The sequence below is a fragment of the Candidatus Korarchaeota archaeon NZ13-K genome (assembly GCA_003344655.1).
Taxonomy (GTDB): domain Archaea; phylum Korarchaeota; class Korarchaeia; order Korarchaeales; family Korarchaeaceae; genus Korarchaeum.
Genome location: MAIU01000004.1, coordinates 1 through 14,425, shown reverse-complemented (window position 1 = coordinate 14,425; position 14,425 = coordinate 1). Strand labels below are relative to the sequence as shown.

17 protein-coding genes and 1 tRNA gene are annotated in these 14,425 nt (G+C 56.2%); 8 read left to right on the top strand and 10 right to left on the bottom strand.

Annotated elements, in window-relative coordinates:
• The first annotated feature begins 4 nt into the window (after window positions 1-4).
• Window positions 5-973: a 4-hydroxythreonine-4-phosphate dehydrogenase PdxA gene (pdxA, locus tag BA066_01300; protein ID RDD54030.1), complete on the top strand. Its 969-nt coding sequence runs from the start codon at window positions 5-7 to the stop codon at window positions 971-973.
• Entirely contained in the window at window positions 966-2,213 is a 1,248-nt protein-coding gene (gene larA, locus BA066_01295) for a nickel-dependent lactate racemase (protein RDD54029.1), read from the top strand. Before pdxA ends, larA begins: the two co-directional genes overlap by 8 nt.
• A 39-nt stretch (window positions 2,214-2,252) precedes the next feature.
• Here the strand turns inward: larA and BA066_01290 are convergent.
• From BA066_01290 to BA066_01255, 8 genes are all read right to left on the bottom strand, one after another.
• Window positions 2,253-2,339: transfer RNA gene (locus BA066_01290), tRNA-Ser, on the bottom strand.
• A 50-nt stretch (window positions 2,340-2,389) separates the two neighbouring features.
• Window positions 2,390-2,788, bottom strand: a complete 399-nt coding sequence (locus BA066_01285; GenBank protein RDD54028.1) for a 30S ribosomal protein S19 — start codon at window positions 2,786-2,788, stop codon at window positions 2,390-2,392.
• Between the two features lie 32 nt (window positions 2,789-2,820).
• The gene (locus tag BA066_01280; GenBank protein ID RDD54027.1) at window positions 2,821-3,558 is read right to left on the bottom strand and encodes a 50S ribosomal protein L2; all 738 of its coding nucleotides are present in this window, start codon (window positions 3,556-3,558) and stop codon (window positions 2,821-2,823) included.
• Between the two features lie 4 nt (window positions 3,559-3,562).
• On the bottom strand, window positions 3,563-3,829 hold the full coding sequence (locus BA066_01275) for a 50S ribosomal protein L23 (GenBank protein ID RDD54026.1): 267 nt from the start codon (window positions 3,827-3,829) through the stop codon (window positions 3,563-3,565).
• A gap of 1 nt (window position 3,830) precedes the next feature.
• Entirely contained in the window at window positions 3,831-4,619 is a 789-nt protein-coding gene (locus BA066_01270; protein ID RDD54057.1) for a 50S ribosomal protein L4, read from the bottom strand.
• Between the two features lie 5 nt (window positions 4,620-4,624).
• Window positions 4,625-5,629, bottom strand: coding sequence for a 50S ribosomal protein L3 (locus BA066_01265; protein RDD54025.1), 1,005 nt, complete (start codon window positions 5,627-5,629; stop codon window positions 4,625-4,627).
• 203 nt (window positions 5,630-5,832) lie between these two features.
• A complete protein-coding gene (locus BA066_01260; GenBank protein ID RDD54024.1) occupies window positions 5,833-6,246 on the bottom strand; it encodes an archease in 414 nt (137 codons plus the stop codon).
• A gap of 3 nt (window positions 6,247-6,249) precedes the next feature.
• On the bottom strand, window positions 6,250-7,119 hold the full coding sequence (locus BA066_01255) for a hypothetical protein (GenBank protein ID RDD54023.1): 870 nt from the start codon (window positions 7,117-7,119) through the stop codon (window positions 6,250-6,252).
• 36 nt (window positions 7,120-7,155) lie between these two features.
• On the opposite strand from BA066_01255, the gene BA066_01250 reads away from it, so the two are divergent.
• The 4 genes from BA066_01250 to BA066_01235 are packed head-to-tail and all read left to right on the top strand — an operon-like array spanning window position 7,156 to window position 11,176.
• Window positions 7,156-9,060 (top strand): fibronectin-binding domain-containing protein, encoded by a 1,905-nt coding sequence (locus tag BA066_01250; protein RDD54022.1) that lies wholly within the window; start codon window positions 7,156-7,158, stop codon window positions 9,058-9,060.
• A 6-nt stretch (window positions 9,061-9,066) separates the two neighbouring features.
• Entirely contained in the window at window positions 9,067-9,555 is a 489-nt protein-coding gene (locus BA066_01245; protein RDD54021.1) for a CBS domain-containing protein, read from the top strand.
• A gap of 12 nt (window positions 9,556-9,567) precedes the next feature.
• Complete coding sequence (locus BA066_01240) at window positions 9,568-10,395, top strand: CBS domain-containing protein (GenBank protein RDD54020.1); 828 nt, start codon at window positions 9,568-9,570, stop codon at window positions 10,393-10,395.
• The gene (locus tag BA066_01235; GenBank protein ID RDD54019.1) at window positions 10,385-11,176 is read left to right on the top strand and encodes a CBS domain-containing protein; all 792 of its coding nucleotides are present in this window, start codon (window positions 10,385-10,387) and stop codon (window positions 11,174-11,176) included. Before BA066_01240 ends, BA066_01235 begins: the two co-directional genes overlap by 11 nt.
• A 54-nt stretch (window positions 11,177-11,230) precedes the next feature.
• Here the strand turns inward: BA066_01235 and BA066_01230 are convergent, their stop codons facing one another.
• Complete coding sequence (locus BA066_01230) at window positions 11,231-12,100, bottom strand: hypothetical protein (protein RDD54018.1); 870 nt, start codon at window positions 12,098-12,100, stop codon at window positions 11,231-11,233.
• Between the two features lie 29 nt (window positions 12,101-12,129).
• Between BA066_01230 and BA066_01225 the strand changes: the two genes are divergently transcribed.
• Together BA066_01225 and endA are read left to right on the top strand one after the other, a co-directional pair.
• Window positions 12,130-13,074, top strand: coding sequence for a gfo/Idh/MocA family oxidoreductase (locus BA066_01225; protein ID RDD54017.1), 945 nt, complete (start codon window positions 12,130-12,132; stop codon window positions 13,072-13,074).
• Entirely contained in the window at window positions 13,071-14,156 is a 1,086-nt protein-coding gene (endA, locus tag BA066_01220; protein ID RDD54016.1) for a tRNA-intron lyase, read from the top strand. The genes BA066_01225 and endA overlap by 4 nt, the downstream gene beginning before the upstream one ends.
• Here the strand turns inward: endA and BA066_01215 are convergent.
• A partial coding sequence (locus BA066_01215; GenBank protein RDD54015.1) for a hypothetical protein occupies window positions 14,146-14,425 on the bottom strand: 280 nt, incomplete at its 5' end. The genes endA and BA066_01215 overlap by 11 nt on opposite strands.

Below are 14,425 nucleotides of genomic sequence, written 5' to 3'. Positions count from 1 at the left end.
TTCATTGGGGTGCTCGCCAATGATATTGATCACGGCAGGGGATCCGGCTGGCATTGGTCCTGAGGTCACCGTCAAGGCCCTGAGGAGGATCAACCATCCAGTCACAGTGATAGGAAGCATCAGAGCCCTCAGGAGAGCTTGCGACATTTGCGGAATCGATATGAGGTTCACCGAGGTCACCGAGCCGAGGATCTTACCGGACTCCTTTCCCGTCATCGACCCGGGGGACGTGGAGATACCCCGGGCCGGCCCCACCCCGCAGGGAGGACTTCACTCCTACCTCTGCATAAAGAGGGCCTCTGAGATCATCCTCCAAGGGAAGGCCGACGCACTGGTGACGGGACCCGTCAGCAAGGAGGCCATCAACATGGCCGGGATACCCTTCAGAGGTCACACGGAGCTTCTAGCTGAGCTGGCGGGTGTTAGGAGGACCAAGATGCTTCTCTACCTGGATGAGCTCAGAGTGGCCCACGTCACCACCCACATATCCCTGAGGGAGGTCCCCGATGTCCTATCGGAGGAGGAGATAGTGTTCACCGCCGAGCAGACCTTCGCATTCCTGGAGAGGTTGGGGGAGTCCGGGAGGATCGGCATAGCCTCTCTCAATCCCCATGCGGGCGAAGGCGGCTTATTTGGAAATGAGGAGATATCCATAATAAGGCCGGCCGTCGAGAAGCTCAGGGAATTGGGGTATGATGTTGAAGGCCCAATCCCAGCCGATACGATATTCTTGAGAGCTCTCAGGGGGGAGTTTCGCGCTGTTGTGGCGATGTACCATGACCAGGGCCACATCCCAGTGAAGCTCTTAGGCTTCAACAGGGCGGTCAACGTGACCCTCGGATTGCCTTACGTGAGGACCTCCGTCGATCACGGTACCGCATATGATATAGCAGGTAGCTGCCTAGCTGATGAGGGCAGCATGGTAAACGCTATAAGCTTGGCCCGCAGGCTGTCCGGCCGGGAGCATGCCTGAGCTCTCCCTACCTTACGGGAACTCCAGGGTTCATTTCAGCCTACCCGACGATCTACAAGTGAATATGATAGAACCGAAAGACGTGAAGCCTTTGACAAATTTAGAAAATGACCTGAGAATTTCTCTTCGAAATCTGGGCGATTTTCTGAAGCCTGGAAGGAGGATAGCCATAGTGGCTGACGATATAACTAGACCCACGCCCACCGCTCGAATACTTCCCATCTTCCTGGACTTCCTGAATGAGATCGGGATAAGGGATGAGCAATTAACCCTTTTGGTCGCTCTCGGGACTCACAGGCCGATGACCCAGTCGGAGCTCGAGTTGAAGTACGGTGATGCCTTGAGCAGGATCGAGGTCATCCAGCCGGACTTCAGGGATCCTGAGAGGCAGGTCAGGGTCGGGGTCATGCCGAGCGGTGCCCCTATAGAGGTGGCCAGGGAGCTATCAAAGGCGGATCTCTCAATAGGCATAGGTTGCGTCACACCTCACCACGTCTCCGGGTTCTCCGGGGGCTCCAAGATAATACTCCCGGGCGTCTCCGGGGAGAGAACCGTCGGTGAGATGCATTTGATGAGCGCAAGATTGAGAAGATCTTTCCTTGGAATCGAGAGCAATGAGGTGAGGGATCTCATGGACTTGGTTGCTGAGAGATCCGGATTAAGGGGATTGATAGAGCTTGTTGTTGATGGAGCGGGCAGGCCCACTTGGGTGGGATGCGGCGGCTTCAGGGAGGTCTTCAGGCAGGCCGTGAGGGAATCAAGGAGGGTCTACGAGGTGGAAGCCCCAGGAGAGCTAGATCTCGTCATAACAACGAGTTATCCAGCAGATATCGACTTTTGGCAGGCCCATAAAGCTCTCTACCCAGCAGATATCGTGCTCAGGGACGGAGGCACCCTGATACTCGCGACCCCTTGCCCTGAGGGGGTCTCTAAGACACACCCGGAGGTGGTGGAGCTGGCAGGGCTGCCGCCGGAGGAGATAGATAGGAGGGTCAGGGAGGGTCTCGTGAGGGACCTTATAGGGGCCGCGAACTCCATGGTCTGGTCGAAGGTGAGGTCTAGGATAAGGGTTGTGATAGTCTCCGAGGGCTTGGATGAGCGTGAAGTTAGATCCATGGGTTTTGAATGGTATGGGGATCTGGAAGAGGCGATAAGGAGGGAGTTAAGGAGATTGCATGGGAAACCGCGGGTTGGTGTGATGAGGAACTCCCCGGAGCTCCTACCGAGACCTAAGATCTGAACCCTCATGATCCCCGAGATCCAGTGAGGAAAGGTTATGCGCCGGGGGAGGGATTCGAACCCTCGCGGCCCGGAGGGCCACCCGCTCTCAAGGCGGGCACCTTGGTCCTGGCTCGGCCACCCCGGCTGGCCCTGATGAGCTGTCGAGGGGAAGAGATTAAAAATGTTCCTGACGGATCACTTGAGCGGCACGAACTTGCTGGACCTGGTCGCTCCCTTGCCCGGCTTCCCGTGCCTCACTATCTTGTTCGTCATCGCGAACTCCCCTAGGTAGTGCCCTATCATCTCCGGGACTATGGTCACCTCTACGAAGTCCTTCCCGTTGTGGACGGCTATCTTTGAGCCCACCATCTCCGGTAGGATCGGCATATCCCTCCTGTGCGTCCTTATGACCTTATCTATTCCCATGGCCTTGTACCTCCTGATCTTCTCCAAGAGCTTCTTGTTCTCCGGAGATAGGCCCCTCCTCAACGTCCTCCTTATCCTAGCTGGCATCACCTCGGCCAGCTCATCCAAGGTCATGGCCTGAAGCTGCTCGAGCGTGTAGCCCCGGTAGGTGAACTCCCTCGACGACATACGCCGATTCCTCCCCCCCACCACTTATTAACTTACTTCCTGGTCACCGCCCTCCTCTTCGCCCTTCCCGTCTTTCTAGCAGCTATATGACCGACCTTCTGCCCGGGAGGAGCTGTCCTAGCAACTGTGGTGGGCTTGCCAGGTCTCTTGTGGGATCCTCCCCCGTGCGGATGGCTCACTGGGTTCATCGCCACTCCCCTGACCACTGGCCACCTCTTCGGGTGGGTCCTCTCGTGATAGTACTTGGTGCCGGCCTTCATGAAGGGCCTCTCTATTCTCCCGCTGCCAGCCACGACGCCTATGGTGGCCCTGCATCTTGCGTCAACGAGCTTCTCCTTCCTGGAGGGCAACCTAAGTATGACCCTGTCCCCCTCGTGGGAGAAGACTATGGCATAGGTTCCGCTCCTCCTAGCTATCTTTCCCCCGTCCCCGGGCCTTATCTCAACGTTGCAGACCAGGGTTCCATCCGGTATATCGGATAGGGGAAGGATGTTGCCAGTCTTAACCTCGGCTCCAGGGCCTATCTGTATCTCCTGACCGACGTGAACCCCCTCTGGGGGAATGTAATAGAACTCCTGCCCGTTCTCCAGCTCGACCAAGGATATTGGCGTGTGCCTCCCAGGCTCGTGCAAGAACTCCTTGATCACCCCCCTGAGGAGCTCGTTCATGCCGTCCTGAGGGTAGCGGACCGGCGCAACCTTCAGATGATCCTTCGCCCTGAACTGTATGCCGCCCCTGCCCCTCCTCTGGACGAGTATCCTCTTACCCATGAGATCACCCTATCACTCCCAGCCTGGAGGCGACATCAGATGCCTTGAACTCGGGGGATAGCTTCACATAAGCCTTCTTCCTTCCAGTTGGAGTTATCAGTGTCCTGACACTCACCACTTTCACCTCGAAAGCCTCCTCCACGGCCCTCTTTATCTCAGCCTTCGTCGCCCTCATGTCCACGTAGAATGCCAGCTTGTTCTCCTCGTTTATCATCCTGACCACCTTCTCGGTCGATATGGGGGCCTTCAGCACTCTGAATGGGTTGAACATCTTAGGCAAGCACCCTCACCTCCTCCAGCGACCTTATTGAGGATTCGCTCCATATCGTCAGCCTCCCCGGAACCCCTCCCGGGGCCAGGTGCATCACCGTCAGGTTCCTGAGTGAGACTGCGTCCACCCCAGGTATGTTCCTGGAAGCGAGTTTGAGCGGGGATCCCTCATTCAGGTAGACTATGAGGGGCCCTCTGGCCCTCTGCCTAACTCTCCCTCTCATCTTCCCTCTCCCAGCCCTTATCTTCCTGAACCTCCTCTTGCACCTATCCAGCTCCTCCTCCAGGCCCAGCCTCAGGAGGAGGCCGTAGAGCTCTGATGTCCTCCCTATGGACTCTACCTCATCGACGACGACTATCGGGACCTTCAAACCCTCGGGCATCCTGTGCCTGGCCCTCACTAGATCCAGGACCCTGGTCGCAGCTATAGCTGATGCTATGGCCATCCTCCTCTCCTTCTCATTCACCCTCTCCCAAACAACCTTCCAAGACCTAGGGGCTTTCGTCTTGGCCCCACCGACGGCCATGACGGCCCTAGCAGCCCTGCCCGCGGCTGGGTATCCCCTTCCCTTCACCCTGGGAACCCTGGCGACACCGTGCCCCGCTCCCCAGGACTCAGCCGATGTCCTGAGGCCGGCCAGGGGGTCCCTGCCCTGCGGCTGGATCCTGGCGGTGAGCTGCGATAGGTAGACCCTTCTTATGACGTCCGGTCTCACCTCGAGGGAGAACACCGAGGGAAGTTCTATGCTCCCCACCACCTCTCCCCTCAGGTCGTAGACGGGAACCTCCATCGCCCTCACCTCGCCAGCCAGCCCACCGAGCTCACGTAGTACACTTCAGGCGCCGGCAGCTCCCCGTACTTTGGTCTTATCGGATGCCTTATGAACACGAAGCGTTTGGCTGGTCCGGGAACGGATCCCGATATGAGTAAATACTGGCTTCTCAGAACCCCATAGTTCCTGAAGCCCCCTTTCGGAGTTAGATCCATTCCTCCATCGGTGAGATCCCCGATCATGAGTATCCTCTTGTTGTATTCCGTCCTCTTGTGGTAGCCCGTCTGTCCGGCCCTCGGAACCCTCCAGGTGACGTAGGGCGGATGCCTGGACCCCAAGCTACCGATCCTCCATCTTCCCTTCCCGGCTTTATGCCTCAGGAGCTCCACCCCAAACCTCCTCACGACTCCCTGCCACCCATGGCCCTTGGTGACGGCTGTCAGGTCTACCAGCTGACCCACCTTGAACACGCTGGTCACCTTCACCTGCGAGCCCACCAGGGAGAGGGCCAGATCGATCCTATCACCCATCTCCCCACCCTTCACCGGTATCTCCAAGAACTCAGGCTTCTTCTTATGGATACCAGCTAGATCGGGCCTTGTGTAGGCCAGTACCCTGACTTCCCTCACGAGGCTCCTCCTGCTCGAGAGCTTGGATAAAGCCTCCTCCATGTTGTCGACGCCCTTCCCCACGGTGAGCGTCCGGGAGATCAGATCGTTACCCTCTATCTTGACCGCTGTGACCAGCGGCTTCAACCCATAGTGATCCTCCCCGTAGGTCCTGAGTCCCACCACCTCTATGGGAGGTGTCTCTATCACCGTAGAGGCCAGCACGACCTGCTGACCTAAGTTCAGCTTCCCTGGTCTGTCCTCCTTCATCAGAACATGAACCATCCCGGCTTTGTACCCAGGAAAGGCGACTAGAGTCGGCCTATCGACCGAGAGTTCGGGGTAGGATCTGAACACGGCCTTCTGAGTGGCCGCTCTCTTCCTTGGATAGTACTGAAGCGAACCATGTCTCCTAGGCATATCGGCACCTCTTTGGGATCAGGGGGAGGCGCACTCCCAGTTTATTAATGTTTCATGCGCCACGGCCGAGCCGCCAGCGGGCCCTTCTCGTAAGCTTCTTCCACGATGAATCGTGATAAGAGAGATTTATCTCTTTATCTGGACCTCAATTCAGGAAATTTTCATTAAGAGCTGTTGACATGACCGCGCTATGAACTTGGATCTCACACGTCGAGCACGACCGTGCACCTCCAAAGGCCCCCCTCCCTGATCACCCTCAACCTGTGATAAGTTACAGCCTTTATCTCAGTCTTAGGATCATGCTTTCCCGGATCTATGGGCTCCCCTAGGGCCCTCCCGGCCAGGCGATTCTCATCAGCTATCGAGACCTCGAACCTCGAGAAGACCAGCCCCTCCACCTCCGTTATGAAGAGGAGCTCGGAGAGCCAGTGATGAAGGAGCATCTCGAGATCCGGCGCGTTCACTTCAAGGCGCTTCTCAATCTTGGGATCCACCTTATCCGTGTCTACCATTATCTCGTACATGGCTAAGGCGGCCTCCTCGAACAGACGGTTCAGATCCTCCGACCACACCTCGAAGCCCACATCAGCCTCAAGGTCCAGGAACTTCCTCCCCATCTCCTATCCCTCTGCTAGGACCACCACATAGTACCTATCCCTTACATTGAGGCTCCTCCTCCCCACCCTCACCTCCTTGGCGTCGAATACGCAGAGCTGAGAGCCCTCCTTCCTGACCTCACTCAGGAGCAGGTTAGCTGGGAACTCCATTCGGGATTTCAAGGTGGTCCTGAGCTCCAATTCGACTATGTAAATTCCTCTATGAGTTATATTCAGGTGGGAGGCACCGAGCTCCAAGTATCTAGTGGTTTCCGGGGGAAAGCTCGACCCGTTCAGCACCAACGTCCCGTTCCTGTAGAGAGTGAGGTTTCCGAAGATCTTCTTTAGGAGATCCCTCTCCTCACTCTTGGATAAATTCAGCCGCATCCTCACCGTGAGTTCTTCCCCCCTGATTGATAGGTCGTAGTCTCCCATCCTGAGGGAGATGTTCCCCTCGCCCTCCAAGCACACACCCACCTTGGCTCCCCTCAGCGCGCCGCCGGAGATGTTAAGTGAGACTGCATTGTAGCCGAAGAGCTCCTCATTATTGGGGGGCAGAATCCTACCATCCTGCGTCTCTATAGGGTATATCCCACTACCCTTAGCTCTGACTACATAAACGGCCACCCCGTATCCGGTGAAGCTCATCGCAAGGGACCAGGTCAGGATCAGAACCAAAATGGATGCGCCAATCGCCTCCTTGTAGAGATCCATAAGTCCCGTCCCCTTCAGCTCCTCCCTCCATATCCTCAGTGACATCGGTGTGACCAGGAAGTATGCGAAGATGAAGGAGAGCAGCCCCACGGATGGATCCACCCTCAGCAGCCCGTTCAGGAGTCCCACGATGAGAGATGCCAGCAGTCTGAAGCCGTAGACCTTGTACTTAGGTCTCATCGGGCAGCGACCCATCGCAATATAATAAACGTTGGGATGCCCTGGAGCTGGGGGAGAGGGAAGATGAGGGGTATGACTGGCTTGGATCTCCTGCATATGGTTGGAGAACTTAAGCTTATTGAGGAGACTTTTGTGAAGAAATTCTACAGCATGGACGGAAATACGCTCTCACTCACGTTCCATCCGGAGAGGGAGGGAAGGAGGGAGCTCCTCATAGATGTCAGGGGCGCCCTCTTCCTGACGAGGCTGAGGTGGAGCAAGCCCCAGGTCCCCTCCCCCTTCGCGATGGTCCTCAGGAAGCACCTGGAGAACGCTAGGGTGGAGAGGATCTCCCAGATGGGTTTGGAGAGAATACTGATCCTGGAGTTCTCTAAAAACGACCTTAAGCTCCTGATAGAGCTCTTCGGTGGTGGAAACGTTATCCTGCTCTCGGGTGACGTGATACTGGCCACGCTCCGCAGGGCCGAGTACAGGGACAGGGAGTTAAGGGCCGGAGTCACCTACAAACCACCACCCGCCAGGGGTCCTGAGCTGGATGACCTATCCGAGGATAGCATCTTAAGAGCGATAGAGCAGCTTCCGAGAGATGAGAGGGTCTCCAAGGTGATGATATCATTCGGTTTGGGACCGCCTTACCTAGATGAGGCCCTCTCGATGCTGGGCTGCGGGGCCGAATCGAGGATCTCCGACGTGGGTCCAGGCGCGATCGCCCGATTGATATCAGAGCTCCTCAGCAGGGAAACCGAGCCCTCCGTTTACTTGAGGGATGGGGAAATCGTCGAGTACTCGGCCTTTCCGCTAAAAAGTCTGGCCCTCGAGATCAGGCGCGTTGAGACATTCTCAGATGCCGTGGAGAGCTACTACCTATCCAAGAGATCCCTCCCCGAGGACAGGAGGGTGACTTCCTTGGAGAGGGAGATCGAGAGGCAGCTGTCCCTGAAGAGCGAATACCTGAGCTCCTATGAGAGATTCAAGAGGATAGGGGATTTGATAATGATGCACTTGCATGAGATAGATGATCTCTTGGCGATCTTGAGGGCCGGAGGCTCCTCCGGAGGAGTCAAGTCTATAGATAGGAGGTCGGGCAAGGTTATCGCGATATTCGATGGGGAGGAGATCGAGCTTGACCTGAGGAGGTCCGCATCAGAGAATGCCGCTGATTATTACAATAAGGCGAAGAAGATGAGGGAAAAGGCTTCCAGGGTAGATCAGGCGATATCACAGCTCGAGGAGAGGCTCAGATCCATGAGGTCCTCTGCTGAGAGGGAGCTCCTGAGGTTGGAGCCGAGGCCCAGGAGGAGGGTTAGATGGTACGAGAGGTTCAGGTGGTTCTACACATCCTCCAAGCTGTTGGTGATCTGCGGCAGGGATGCTCAGACAAACTCGGAGATAGTGAATAGGTACATGAGCGATGATGACCTCTTCTTTCACGTCGACATGCCGGGAGGGGCAGTCGTTGTCCTGAAGACAGGCGGAGCCGAACCGGATCGAAAATCGATAGAGCAGGCGGCCGTTGCTGCAGCATCCTTCTCCAGAGCCTGGAGGGAGGGGTTCTCCCACGCGGACGTCTACTACGTGAGAGGGAGTCAGGTCTCCAAGCACGCCCCTCCCGGGATGTACCTCCCTAGGGGGAGCTTCTACATAAGCGGGGAGAGGAACTACCTGAGGGTTAAACTGGAGCTCGCCGTCGGTCTTCAGGAGACCCCAGACGGTCTCAAGCTAACGTCAGCCCCGCCCGACGCTCCCTTCATCTGCTCGGTGAGGATAAGGCCCGGATCCATGAGCAAGGAGGAGGCCGCGATTAGGATAAAAAATAAACTAGCGAGCTGCCTGGAGCGAAACGTTAAAATAAGCGGCTCCCCTGAACCCCTAGTCGATGAGTTGGGAGTGGAGGAGATAGTCAGGTCGATGCCCCCCGGGAGGGTGGAGTTAGAGGAGTGATGGAGAATGTGGTCGTTGATACCTGAGAGGGAGGAGGAGTTAAGGATAAGGATGAAGGTATCCGAGATAATGAACAGGAACATAATAACCATGAGGCCGGAGGGAACTGTCTACGAGGCCGCCAAGCTGATGAAGGAGCACAACATAGGATCTGTTGTCGTCATGGAAGAGGGAGAGCTAAAGGGCATAGTGACGGAGAGGGATCTCATAACCAGGTATATCGCGATGGAGGATGGGAGGAGGCCTGAGGAGGCCAGGGTATCCGAGATAATGACTGAGAATCCAATAACGATAAGGGATAACGCTGACATAGATGAGGCCGCCAGGGTAATGATAGAGAACAACATCAGGAGGCTCATCGTGGTGAATTACGATGGGAAGGTGGTCGGCATAGTCTCCTCCCGGGACATACTCAAGGTTGCCCCGCACATATGGTTCATCCTGCTCCAGGAGCTCAGGATAGCCCAATCCAGGGGAAGGTGGGGGCTCGTTTAGGGGGTGCCGCCTTTGGGGGATAAGGTCAGGGACTACATGACGGAGGAAGTCCTCGCAGTCTCCCCCTCAGACACGATAGGGAAAGCCAGGAACCTCATGCTGGAGAGAAGGGTCAGGAGGCTCGTGGTCGTTGAGGGCGAGAGGGTGGTCGGTGTCATAACAGCCACGGACATCGCGAGGGCCCTAGCCAGGAGGGGCGCCCCTTGGAGGTGGAGGGATCCCGAGAGCTCCTTGGTCGGGAGGTTCATGACGAGGGATCCCGTGACCGTGGGACCCGAGGAATCGATCCCCTCCGCTGCCAGGATGATGGCGGAGAGGGGCATAGGTGGCCTGCCCGTGGTGGAGGACTCTAGGCTGATCGGGATCATCTCAGAGACTGATGTGACCAGGTTCTTCGAGGAGAACATGAAGGGCCTGTACAGAGCTAGGGACCTCCTGAGCGATAGGTACGGGGTCGTCAGGTACGATACAAACATAAAGAAGGTGGCCAGGCTCATAGCAAGCGGTTATAGGGTTGTGCTCGTCTCAGGACCGGATGGAAGGTACGATGGGATTATATCCGAGGGTGAGCTTGCTCTCTGGGTTCCTGAGCTGGCGAGGAGGTACGTGCTAATACCCTCGAGGGTGGGCAGGAGGGTCGTTCTCAATGCCAGGGTCAGCACCGCCAGCAGCATCATGAAGGAGCTGAGGATCAGGGTGACGCCGGAGGATGATGCCAGCAAGGCCGCCAGGTTCATGCTTGAGTGGGGCCTTCCCGCCGTGCCTGTCTTCGATGGGGAGAGGATGCTAGGGGTTGTGGATAAGAAGGAGGTGGTGAGGGGTGTCTCCCGTGCTTCGTAATGCGAGGGTCTCGGATCTGATGGTGAGGGAGCTTGTGACGATAGACAAGGATGAGCCCGTGGAGAGAGCGCTGGAGGTCATGGAGAGGAATAGGATAAGTCACCTCCTGGTCACATCATCTGACAGGCTAGTGGGGGTTCTGAGTTCGAGAGACCTCATGGATGGTCTGGGCTCCTCCCGCTTCGAGAGGATCCCAGCTAGGAGGATTTACGTGAGCGCCCTGATGTCGGAACCCCCCATAACGGTGGGACCTGATGCGAGCGCCTTTGAGGCGATCAGGTTGATGCTGGAAAGGGGAATAGGCGCCCTTCCCGTGCTGAACGATGGGAGACTCATAGGTTTGATCACGGAGAGCGATCTCCTGAGGCATGGCGATCCCCAAGGAGATCCTTCCACTTTCCTGAGGAGGGATCACCCAAGGATAATGCCTAATGAGAGGATAGTTCACGCCAGAACATTGATGCTTGAGAGAATGGCCAGAATACTTCCTGTGGTGGATTCCGGAAGGCTGGTAGGTCTACTGACTGAGATGATCCTGGCGAAGGCGTTCTTTGAGTTGAGAGATAGAGTAGAGGCCACTTACATGGATGACGTGGCCAGGAGGATCATAGTGGAGGACGTGATGATGGAATCGCCACACAAGCTGACGATGAGCGATGACATTAGGACCATCAAGGACGTCATCTTAAACACCGGGCTGCCGGCCCTACCGGTCACAGACGCCAATGAGAAGGTCATCGGTGTCATTGAGAGGAGGAGCCTCCTCAGATCTCTTCTTTGATGGTCTGGCTGAGATATAGCTTAGTCCTGCGGATCCATCAACGCGTTGAGGGACCTAGACCCTCCATGCGTTAACTATGGGATCCGCGAGCATTCCCAAGAGTCCCAAGAACATGGAAACTTTTATCAGGCTACTCACGCTCCCGGCCCTCCTCTCCAGATCATCCTGGCAGCACCTGATCGCGGCCAGCGTCAGCGGCGGCAGGGATGATATCACGGAGAGCAGGATGTATGGTAATCCCACCAGCCCCATGAGAGCTGGTATGAGCGTGAGAATCATGACAGCTGAGAGCGTAATCGATGCGAGAAATCCAGTCCTCCTGACGCCTATCCTCACCGCTAAGGTCCTTATCCCTTGAGCCCTGTCCCCGGGTAGGTCCTCGATGGTCTTCACAAATTCCCTAGCTAGGTTAGAGGTGAAGGCTATCGATGAGAAGAGGATCACCTTAATTGTTGGGTTCCCAGCCGCCAAGGATCCGAATATCAACGTGAAGGCTACTCCTAAGCTAACTAGAATGTTCCCAGGTATCCCAGTGCCCTTCAGCCACCTAGCGTAGATGTACCAGGCCGATGAGAAGATTGCCGCTATAAGGAACTCGAGGGCGCCTAAAAGTGAGCTTAGAGCCACTCCTATCATGGAGAAGGCTACATAGAGATTCATGGCCTCCCTCCTAGATATCTTACCGGCCGGTATGGGTCTGTGGGGCTTGTTTATGGCATCAACCTCAGCATCGAAGTAGTCGTTCACCGCGTTTCCCGCCATCAGGATCAGGGGAGGGATCGCGCACGTTAGGAGGAGCCTCCAGTCGAGAGCTCCGGTTGAATTCACCCATCCGGTCAGAGCTCCCAGAACCGACATTAACGCGTTCTTGGGTCTTGAGAGCTCCATATAGGCCCTGAGCTTCCCCATCAAGGTTACCTCCAACGCTTTTTAACTCATGTAAAAATATAACGTTGGGACCTCGGTTGGAAGTCAGAGTAGGAGTCGTGGGGTGCGGTTGGTTCGGCTCGGCTCACGCTAGGGTATACAGGACGATAGGCGATGCCAAGCTGGTGGCTGTGGCCGATAAGGATGAGGCCTCCGCCAGGAGGCTCGCCGAGACTTATCACATCAACTACTACACATCGGTTGAGAGCATGCTGTCCAAGGAGTCATTGGATGCAGTGAGCGTGGCTGTGACCCCGCAGCACCTGTTCGAGGTGACCAGAGTCGCATTGGAATCAGGCCTGTCCGTTCTCACGGAGAAGCCCATAGTCACCAGCAGGTCGGAACTGTCGCTCCTGTCCTCCCTGGTCAATAGAGGAGGTATCTTCATGCCTGGATTCATAGAATTGTTCAATCCAGCGGTAATTAAGTTAAAAGAATTTCTTGATGCTGGGCTCATAGGGAGGATCTCCTCCATCTCCTCCAGGAGAGCCGGGAGGCTCGCGAAGAAGATGCTGGGTTGGAGGATAGGCGTCACCTTGGATCTCGCGATCCACGAGGTCTACGTTCACCGCTTCCTCATGGGAAGTAGACCGAGGGAGGTGCACGCCTACAAGGCCAGGCTCTTGAATGAGGGGGACGGAGAGGACCTCGCCATACTGATATCATCCTACGGGAACGGCGTAGTCACGGTGATAGAGGCGAATTGGTTGACCACCGCGGGCATAAGGCAGATGACCGTGACGGGTGACTCCGGAAGCATCTCGCTGGATTATGCGGATCAGTTCCTGAGGGTCGATCGGGAGGACGGTGTCCTCATACCCAAGCTGAGAAGGGAGGAGCCCCTCTACAGAGAGCTCTCCCACTTCATCCAGAGTGTCAAGGAGGGAAGGGAGCCTGAATTCAGCTTCAAGTTCGCTGAGGACGTCCTCAGCACGATATTTGATGCTAAGGAGGAGAGGGTGATCGCTTGAGCAAGGCCCCCCATAGGGGATTCCTCGTGGATGGTATGATATACGTTAAGGAGGGGTTCGAGAGGCTTTACAAGCAGGGATATGGGGAGTTGGTCAATGGTGAGCTGGAGATGCATCCGCTGGAGGCCGCACATCTCGTCTTCAGTCAGAGGATCGAGATACTGAATCATGAGGGAAAATCTTTGAGTTTGAAGGATCTACTTACCATGATTCTCAACGATCCCTCGGGATTTCTCAAGTATATCGTTTATAGTGACCTCAGGAGGAGGAACAGGGTTGTCGTCTACGAGAGGGCCACGAATTTCCTCAGGTTGTACCCCAAGGGGGCGCTCGTGGGCGAGGCCCCCGCCAAGCAGCTGGTCCTCCCATTATCCGAGGATCAGCCCGTTCCCCACTCTTACCTGCTAGATTCCCTAGAGAAGGCCGTGAGGCTTAGGAAGGAGCTAATATTGGCTGTGGTAGATGATGAGATGAACGTCACCTACTATGCCATCGAGAAGTTCATTCCGAGTCCAAGGAGGGGCATCGATCCCAGTGAGATACCAATCAAGTCCGGGATACTGATAGGGGATAGGGTCCTGGTCTTCGAGGGAGCAGGGGAGCTTTACGCGAGGGGTTTCTGGGGCCACCCCATAGGGGTCCCGAAGCCCGAGCCCTTCAAGGTGTACGATTCCCCCCTCCAGCTCTCCCTAGTTGAGGCCCTCTACCTGGCATCTAAGGGGAGGATGACCGTTAGGGAGCCCGGGGGTGATGAACTCACTATGGATGAGCTCAGGGATAGATTCTCACAGGTCAGGGACAATGCCAGGATGAAGGAGAGGGTGCACAGTTACTGGAGGGATCTCGGGTACGTCCCGAAGGCGGGCTCCAAGTACGGGGTGGACTACATAGTTTACGAGAGGGGCCCCGGCCTCGAACACGCCCCCTATCTCTGCATAGCCGATTCTTTGGATGGTAGGATAAGACCCGTCGATCTCATAAGAGCTGGAAGGCTCGCCACATCCGTCAGGAAGGAGTTGGTCGTCTCGCTGGTATCGGGGGATGAGGTCCTCAATTACAAGGTGAGGTGGGTCAAGCCATGAGTCCCCTCGCGAACTCCTCGACGGACATCCCTTTAGCTCTCGCGAGATCGATGTCCACGACTCTGTATCCTGATTTGAGCTCTCTGGCCTCTTCTAGCCTCAGCATGTAAAAGTTACCCCTCCTCTCCGATGTGAACTTCACGGCCAGCCAAGGATCGGCCCCCATGACCTCCGCGAGTGATCTCATAGACCTGATCTCCTCAGGAGGGATGTAGACGGCCTCTTTGGAGGAGACCTTCACCTCTATGATTGCTATCCTCCCCCTGAAG

What these genes read in the sequence shown, in the direction of transcription:
- larA (RDD54029.1), top strand. Translation starts at nt 966, where the DNA reads ATGCCTGAGCTCTCCCTACCTTACGGGAACTCCAGGGTTCATTTCAGC.
- BA066_01285 (RDD54028.1), bottom strand. Translation starts at nt 2,788, where the DNA reads ATGTCGTCGAGGGAGTTCACCTACCGGGGCTACACGCTCGAGCAGCTT.
- BA066_01280 (RDD54027.1), bottom strand. Translation starts at nt 3,558, where the DNA reads ATGGGTAAGAGGATACTCGTCCAGAGGAGGGGCAGGGGCGGCATACAG.
- BA066_01275 (RDD54026.1), bottom strand. Translation starts at nt 3,829, where the DNA reads ATGTTCAACCCATTCAGAGTGCTGAAGGCCCCCATATCGACCGAGAAG.
- BA066_01270 (RDD54057.1), bottom strand. Translation starts at nt 4,619, where the DNA reads ATGGAGGTTCCCGTCTACGACCTGAGGGGAGAGGTGGTGGGGAGCATA.
- BA066_01265 (RDD54025.1), bottom strand. Translation starts at nt 5,629, where the DNA reads ATGCCTAGGAGACATGGTTCGCTTCAGTACTATCCAAGGAAGAGAGCG.
- BA066_01260 (RDD54024.1), bottom strand. Translation starts at nt 6,246, where the DNA reads ATGGGGAGGAAGTTCCTGGACCTTGAGGCTGATGTGGGCTTCGAGGTG.
- BA066_01255 (RDD54023.1), bottom strand. Translation starts at nt 7,119, where the DNA reads ATGAGACCTAAGTACAAGGTCTACGGCTTCAGACTGCTGGCATCTCTC.
- BA066_01250 (RDD54022.1), top strand. Translation starts at nt 7,156, where the DNA reads ATGCCCTGGAGCTGGGGGAGAGGGAAGATGAGGGGTATGACTGGCTTG.
- BA066_01245 (RDD54021.1), top strand. Translation starts at nt 9,067, where the DNA reads ATGTGGTCGTTGATACCTGAGAGGGAGGAGGAGTTAAGGATAAGGATG.